The organism is Micromonospora sp. MH99 (genome assembly GCF_021442385.1).
GTDB lineage: Bacteria > Actinomycetota > Actinomycetes > Mycobacteriales > Micromonosporaceae > Micromonospora.
In genome coordinates, this window is record NZ_MUZA01000132.1 from 1 (window position 1) to 6,457 (window position 6,457).

Sequence of the window (6,457 nt, forward strand, 5' to 3'; positions counted from 1 at the left end):
CGTCGCCGCCGTGCAGGCGAGACGGTTGCGGGCGAGCCGACCGCGGTGATCTCGGCCGAAGCGGCACCGGCAGAGCCGGCCGCCGCCGCCGCCGTCGAGGGCGAGGCATCGAAGCCGCGCCGCCGCCGGCGCCGCCGTGGTGGCGGTTCCGGCGCGGGTACGCCGGCCGAGGCGACCGCGGACTGACGCAGCGAGATTCACCCGACATCCCCCGCACCGCCTCAGCGCGGTACGGGGGATGTCGCCTTCCCACCCCACCTGCCGAAGATGGAACGATGCCGGAACCACTGGATGCCGCCCTGACCGAGGTTCGTGCACTGCTGCTCGACCCCGCGCTGACCCGTGCGGTGGCCGCCGGGCGCCGTCGGGGACACCGACCCACTGTCGTGCGGGCCGAACTGCGTCCGGTGACGCTCAAGGCCGGCCCGCGGTTGCAGATCGCCACGTCCGACGGCGCGCGCCCGCACACCCGCAACGTCGCCCCCGGTCCCGAGGCCGCCGTGGCGGTCGACGAACTCCTGGCCGAGCCCTTCGGCAACTGGCACGTGGAGACGGCCGACGCGACCCTCCAACTGCGGGTGACCAAGTCCGGTGAGGCGCAGGTGCACCGGGCCGCGGCGACGCGACCGGAGGCGACGCCCAGTGGCAACGACCGGGCCAAGGAATACCTGCTCGACCCGGGCGACCCGATCTTCGCGGAGATCGGCGGCTCGGCGGCCAAGCGCCGCCAGGTCGACGCGTTCCTGCGCGCCCTGGCCGCGACCCTGCCCGCCGATCTGACCGGCCCGCTGCGGGTGGTCGATCTGGGCTGCGGCAACGCCTACCTGACCTTCGCCGCGTACCGCTACCTCGCCAGCCGTGGTCTCGACGTCGAGCTGATCGGCGTGGACGTCCGGGAGGACCAGCGACGGCGTAACACCGAGCTGGCGCAACGACTCGGCTGGGCCGACAAGGTCAGCTTCGTCGCGGGCACGATCGCCGAGGCCGTTGTCGACCCCGCCCCGGATCTGGTGCTGGCGCTGCACGCCTGCGACACCGCCACCGACGAGGCGCTGGCCCGCGCGGTGCGCTGGGAGGCCCGCTGGGTGCTCGCCGCGCCGTGCTGTCACCACGACCTGGCCAAGCAGCTACGCGCCCAGCCGACCCCCGCACCGTACGAGCTGCTGACCCGGCACGGCATCCTGCGCGAACGCTTCGCCGACGTGCTCACCGATGCGCTGCGCGCGGGGCTGCTGCGGGTGCACGGGTACCGGGCCGAGGTGGTCGAGTTCGTCGACTCCCAGCACACGCCCCGCAACCTGCTGATCCGAGCCCGTCGTAGCGGCAGCGGCGACCCCCGAGCGGCGGAGTACCGCGAACTCGTCGACCAGTGGCGGGTCACACCCCGGCTGGAGACCCTGCTCGCCGCCGACGAACCGCCGGCCGTCTAGGGCTGCTCGCAGGCCGGTCTGCTGATCAATCGACCAAAGCCAGCAGGTCTTCCGACAAGGCATGAGCGGCGGCCGACACGACCAGGGGATCGCCGATACCCTCCTCGGCTCTCCCAGCCATCAGCGATCCCGGGGCTTCGGGGCCCGCCCCGAACAGGGTCGCCAAGAAGCGCAGAGCTTGCTCAGTGACGTGCCCTGCCAGGTCATCAGCCCGCAGCTGCCGCAGACTGGCAGCAAGTTGCTCAGGCCGCACCGCCACGAGAAGGCGGTAAATATCGTGTGCGTCCTTGTCCACGAGGCGCTTTGGTGTCTCTTGCCGCTCCCCAATCTTGTGCAGTTTCGCTACCAGCAGGGCGGCAGGGCCTGCAACATTGGCGGCATAGACACGGCTGTCGCCCGGAGCTAGCGCACGTATGTCAAGCGCGACGTGGTCGACGACCGCAGCCTCCAACCCGACCGCTCGCCTCGCGGCGTCCTTGGAATGCGGCGGGATTTTCGCCGCGCGGCGACTCGATCCGCCAGCAAGTGCCTCCGGGACCATCAGGTCAACGGGGATGCCCTTGTAGTTCAGCCATGCCCCGGGCTGATGTGCTCGAACATCGAGATGAAACCCCGCTGCCCGCATGGCCTCCTCCAACAATGGCTCCTGCGGTAGGGCGCGTGCGTCGAGCGCAAGGTCGCAGTCTTTGGTCGCCTCCGCCAGCGCGACGGGCGCGGCACCCGTATGTAGGTAGATGGCCTGGGCTCCCACCACGACCACAGCCTCGGCATGATCACGGAGGGCTTCCAGCGCATCCAACAACGCACCACGTGCTGCCACAAGGAGATCACCGTCGCCAGGCCCGCTCATGCTCCTCCATCCAGTCGAGGAGTTCCTGCCCCTCGGCAGGAGCCCGCCCGGGACCGGTCAACAGATCGACGGCAGCCTGACTCGGTGCTACGTAAGCCAAGCCATCGTCGTGCACCAGCCGATCGAAAACGACGTCGTACCTTCCGTGGGCGAGCAAGACGTTCGCCCCCACATCAACGTGGCGCAACTTGAGTTCCTCGGCAGCTTGGGCTACGTCATCCACATAGAGCATCGCCAGCTTGGCCGGTGCGTAGGGCGCCAGACGATGTGCCGCCAAGGATCCCGTCAGCGCGTAGCGCAATCCGTGCGCTTCCCGGAGGTTCTCCTGCAACGCTGGCAGACCTCGCGGACTCAGGTAGCCGCTGACACTGTTGCTGCGTTGAAAACCGTAATCCTCGCTCCATCGCTCCAGAATGCGCCGCCACTTGACATGCGTTATCGGGCCACCTCGCGCACGTGCGACGAGCGCTTCATGCTCAAGGAATTCAACGACCCGGTACGTCGCTCCCGTCGAGGCGCCAGACAGGCGTACCAGGTCTGGAACGCTCATGTCTGCGGCGACGTCCACCAGGGCGCGTACGACTCGGGCTGCTGGAGGCCCCTGCAAGGTGCCGCGCGGCCTGCCCGGCCCACGCCAGGGATCGCGATCTGCGCCCCTGTCCCGCAGGTATATCGCCGGACGTTCCAGCGAGATGTATATGTTGCCGGTGACGTCGGCGTAAGAGACTCCGCGTTCCTGCAACCATGCGCGCGCGGAAGAGCCGAGGTAACGCGCGACGATCAGGGGCAGCGGACGGTCGACGTGCGGCAGGTTGTTGGAGCGAAGGTGGTCAAGAATCTGGGCAAGATCGCTGGTAACCAACGAGCGCCTTGCCTCGATGAGAAAAACCGCTTTCGCCCCGTCAGGACCGATCAAGTCGGCTACACCGTCAATCCGGCCCCTGCTGCCCACCGCTTGCTCAGCAAGGTGCACCGACCACCCAGGTGGCAGCCGATCCCCCACGAGTGCAACGGCACGCCGTAATACATCGACCTCGCGCTCCGGCGGCGGATCGAGGGCTGCCTCGCCTGAAGCCCGCACGGCACACCCCTCGCGGTTTCGGTTAATGAGCCAATTCGGTTCCGAACGGAAACAGCCTATATCCGGAACTGGTCCATGCCGAGCATTTCACGCCCGGCGCGTCACGGCCCGGCGACTCGTTCGGAAACAACCCTTACCGGCAGAGCCGGGCAGGAGGCGGCCGGCGCCGCGCCAGCTGATGCCCCGCAAGTCAACGACGCACCGAGCCGCCAGCTGACGGCACCTGAATTCCGTCGAATCTGGTTTCAGCGTCGGCGGTCGCCGTTGCCGCGGTCTCGGCCGCCGGAGCGGTCGAAGACCGACACCCGGTCCCCGCTGTGGCGCAGGGCCGAGCGGTCGTCCTCACCGGCGCTGCTCGGGAAGGGCACCACCTTTCCCGAACTCTCGGCGTTGCCGGCGGCCGTGAACGCGTTCCAGGAGATGTCGACGAGCAGCTTCTTCGTCTCGGCGTGCCGGATGGCGGCGTTGCGTTGCAGCGCCATCCGGGCGCCCAGCACCACCGCGGCCAGCGTTGTGGTGATCGCGCCGGTGGCGGCCAGCACGTCGAGACCGGTCGCCGCGTTGGTGCGGAGCACCAGGACCAGCAGCCAGATCCAGAACCCGGCGGCGAAGACGCCGGCCTTGGCGACGAAGAAGAGGCTCACCGCACCGGGCTGGTACGGCAGCGGACGGCTCGATTCGGCCATGGTGCTCCTCGGCGGTGGTCCGGGCGATCGGCGGCACGCGCGCATGCGCCGTGCCGGGACGGGCACCGAGCTTAGTGGAAGAGCGACGATGATCGCTGGGTGCCGGCACGAATACTGCCCGACGCGGAGTCTCATCGGTGGGACAGTTTGTGCGGTCAGTCAGTGGTTTCCGGTCCCGGGCGTACTACGCTCGGAAGGCGCATCTTCCCAGTGCTCGGCCGGGAGGGAAAGACATACCGGATGGGTTCCGCAGACGTGTCACCGCAGATGGCGTTCGCCCGCTTCGTCCGGCGTGCCATCGACGACGCTCGCGACGAGCGCGGATGGACCGTGACCGATCTTGCCTCGCACACGGGCGTGGGCCGTTCCACCGTGTTCCGTTGGCTCGCCGGTGACTGGCAGGATTACCCCGAGTTGGCCAAGGTGCGCGGCTTCTGCGCCGCACTGGATCTGCCGGTGGCTGCCGCGTTCCGCGCGCTCGGGCTGCCCGACGCGGGGTCGGCGCCTCGTCGCCGCAGCGATGACGGCCCGGTCGAGGCCGACGTCCGGGCCATCCTCGATCGCCTGGCGGATCCCAGCGTCCCAGCCGAGGAGAAGCACCACATCCGCGACCTCCTCCGCTACCTGGCCCGCCGCCCAACCCGCCGAGCCGGCTAACCCCAAACCCCAAACCCCACCCCCACCCCCGCCCGGGTTGATCATGAAGTTATTGCCACGACACGCCGGCGCGAGTGGCAATAACTTCATGATCAACCACGTGAGGTGGGGGGCCGTGCGGGCGGTGAGGGGCCGGGTCAGGGGACCGTTACGGTGAACTCGGCGGTGTGGACCTTGTCGGCTACCTGGAAGTCGAGGTAGAGGCGGTAGCGGCCCGGGCCCGGGGTGGTCAGCCAGAACTTCACCTGGCCGTCGGCCAGCTCCGGTTCGGGGTGCACGTGCAGGTAGCCCAGGTCGCCCTCGCGCAGCGCCACCAGGTGACCGTACGCCCCGAGGTAGCGCTCCAGCACCGCGTTGCCGTCCACACCTTCGATCCGGAAGGTCAGCGGCACCGTGACACCGACCTGCGGGCTGCCCTGGTAGGCGACGGTGAACCCGTCCACAGTCGTCGAGGTCGCCGGGGCGGGCAACGGACGCGGCTCGTACGTGCCCGGCACGACCAGGTCCACGCCGAGGGTCAGCGCGCTCTGGCCGCCGTTGTCGGCAACCACGGTGAAGTCGGCGTACGCCCGCCAGACGCCGGGCTGTGCGAGGGTCACTGGCACCGTCCAGGTGCCGTCCGCCGCCATGGTCGGGTGCAGGTGCTGGTAGCCCGTCAGGTCCCGACGGACCACGATGAGGTGCATCGGCTTGTCGTGCACGACGGCGAAGCGGGTGACCGGGCGGCGTTGCACGTCGCGCACCTGAAAGCGCAGCTGCCCTGGGCGGCCGGCCGGAAACTCGGTGGCCAGCGGGACGAGCGTGTATCCGGCCGAGCTGACCGACAGACCGCCGGGCTCGGCGGCCGCGCCCTGGTCGGCGCCGGTCATGGACCCGTGGTCGTGGGCCCCGGTGCCCGGCGGGTGGGTGTGGTCGGCGGTCAGCGCCGCGGGGCTGCCGCCACCGGTGGCGGTGGCGGTGCCGTTCATGCGACCGAGGCCGAACCCGAGCAGCACGGCGAGCACCAGCCCGCCGACCACCAGCGCCAGCCGGACCGTGCTCCGGTCCGGCGCGGCGGGGGCCTGCTCAGGCACCGCCAGCGTCCAGCACGTAACCGGCCTCGTCGACGGCAGCCCGCACCGACTCGTCGGGCAGCGGGCTGTCGCTGGTCACCGTGGCGGTGCCGGAGGCCAGGTCGACCTGGACCTGCCGCACACCGGGCAGCGCCGACAGCTCGTCGGTGACCGCACGCACGCAGTGCTCGCAGGTCATGCCGGTGACGGCGTACGCGCGGGTCACGTGCTGCTGATCGGTCATGCCGCCACCGTACCGCCGCGCCCGGCCAGCCCTGACCGACGCCGGGGCGGCGTGGCGACCGTCGCAATCCGCGCGGCCCGGGAACTTTCCGCCCCGCAGCCGTCCACGGACCTCCGCGATCGCGAACGGCGGCTCAGCCGGCCACGGCCAGAGCGAGCGGGAGCACGTCGGAAGCACCGGCCCGCCGCAGCGCGCGGGTCACCATGGTCATCGTCCAACCGGAGTCGACCAGGTCGTCGACGAGCAGCACCGGCCCCTCCAGCGCGGCCAGGGCGTCGGCCAGGTCGGCCGGCACGGCGAAGGCGTCGTGCAGGGCGCGTACCCGCTGGGCGCTGTTGCCACGCGGCCCGCCGGGGCCGTCCGGACCGGTCGGGGTGACCGCGCCGAGCAGTGGCAGCCGGCCCACGGCGGCGATCCGCTCGGCCAGCGAGCCGACCAGCCGGGGCCGCCGGCGGGA

The 6,457-nt window shown here is 70.5% G+C and carries 7 protein-coding genes and 2 pseudogenes; 3 read left to right on the top strand and 6 right to left on the bottom strand.

The window, feature by feature from the left end; genetic code table 11:
* Both B0E54_RS31875 and B0E54_RS31880 read left to right on the top strand, forming a co-directional pair.
* Nucleotides 1-186: pseudogene (locus B0E54_RS31875) on the top strand (ATP-dependent helicase); the annotation flags it as partial.
* Between the two features lie 89 nt (nt 187-275).
* Nucleotides 276-1,430 carry an SAM-dependent methyltransferase gene (locus B0E54_RS31880; RefSeq protein WP_234591558.1) on the top strand — a complete coding sequence of 385 codons (1,155 nt, stop codon included), beginning with the start codon at nt 276-278 and terminating at the stop codon, nt 1,428-1,430.
* Between the two features lie 25 nt (nt 1,431-1,455).
* On the opposite strand, the gene B0E54_RS31885 is transcribed toward B0E54_RS31880, so the two are convergent.
* The 3 genes from B0E54_RS31885 to B0E54_RS31895 form a co-directional block, all read right to left on the bottom strand.
* Nucleotides 1,456-2,280 carry a hypothetical protein gene (locus B0E54_RS31885; RefSeq protein ID WP_234591559.1) on the bottom strand — a complete coding sequence of 275 codons (825 nt, stop codon included), beginning with the start codon at nt 2,278-2,280 and terminating at the stop codon, nt 1,456-1,458.
* Nucleotides 2,258-3,196: a hypothetical protein gene (locus B0E54_RS31890; protein WP_234591560.1), complete on the bottom strand. Its 939-nt coding sequence runs from the start codon at nt 3,194-3,196 to the stop codon at nt 2,258-2,260. The genes B0E54_RS31885 and B0E54_RS31890 overlap by 23 nt, the downstream gene beginning before the upstream one ends.
* 410 nt (nt 3,197-3,606) lie before the next feature.
* Nucleotides 3,607-4,047 carry a hypothetical protein gene (locus tag B0E54_RS31895; protein WP_234591561.1) on the bottom strand — a complete coding sequence of 147 codons (441 nt, stop codon included), beginning with the start codon at nt 4,045-4,047 and terminating at the stop codon, nt 3,607-3,609.
* Between the two features lie 240 nt (nt 4,048-4,287).
* Between B0E54_RS31895 and B0E54_RS31900 the strand changes: the two genes are divergently transcribed.
* Nucleotides 4,288-4,704 (top strand): helix-turn-helix domain-containing protein, encoded by a 417-nt coding sequence (locus tag B0E54_RS31900; RefSeq protein ID WP_234591562.1) that lies wholly within the window; start codon nt 4,288-4,290, stop codon nt 4,702-4,704.
* Between the two features lie 137 nt (nt 4,705-4,841).
* Here the strand turns inward: B0E54_RS31900 and B0E54_RS31905 are convergent, their stop codons facing one another.
* The 3 genes and pseudogenes from B0E54_RS31905 to B0E54_RS31915 form a co-directional block, all read right to left on the bottom strand.
* Nucleotides 4,842-5,777 (bottom strand): hypothetical protein, encoded by a 936-nt coding sequence (locus B0E54_RS31905; protein ID WP_234591563.1) that lies wholly within the window; start codon nt 5,775-5,777, stop codon nt 4,842-4,844.
* Nucleotides 5,770-6,000: a heavy-metal-associated domain-containing protein gene (locus B0E54_RS31910; protein ID WP_234591564.1), complete on the bottom strand. Its 231-nt coding sequence runs from the start codon at nt 5,998-6,000 to the stop codon at nt 5,770-5,772. The genes B0E54_RS31905 and B0E54_RS31910 overlap by 8 nt, the downstream gene beginning before the upstream one ends.
* A gap of 133 nt (nt 6,001-6,133) precedes the next feature.
* Nucleotides 6,134-6,457 (bottom strand): annotated as a pseudogene (locus tag B0E54_RS31915) (phosphoribosyltransferase family protein); the annotation flags it as partial.

Bases quoted from the DNA above. Each gene is read 5' to 3' on its own strand.
- B0E54_RS31885 (WP_234591559.1), bottom strand. From the start codon at position 2,280: ATGAGCGGGCCTGGCGACGGTGATCTCCTTGTGGCAGCACGTGGTGCG.
- B0E54_RS31910 (WP_234591564.1), bottom strand. From the start codon at position 6,000: ATGACCGATCAGCAGCACGTGACCCGCGCGTACGCCGTCACCGGCATG.
- B0E54_RS31895 (WP_234591561.1), bottom strand. From the start codon at position 4,047: ATGGCCGAATCGAGCCGTCCGCTGCCGTACCAGCCCGGTGCGGTGAGC.
- B0E54_RS31900 (WP_234591562.1), top strand. From the start codon at position 4,288: ATGGGTTCCGCAGACGTGTCACCGCAGATGGCGTTCGCCCGCTTCGTC.
- B0E54_RS31880 (WP_234591558.1), top strand. From the start codon at position 276: ATGCCGGAACCACTGGATGCCGCCCTGACCGAGGTTCGTGCACTGCTG.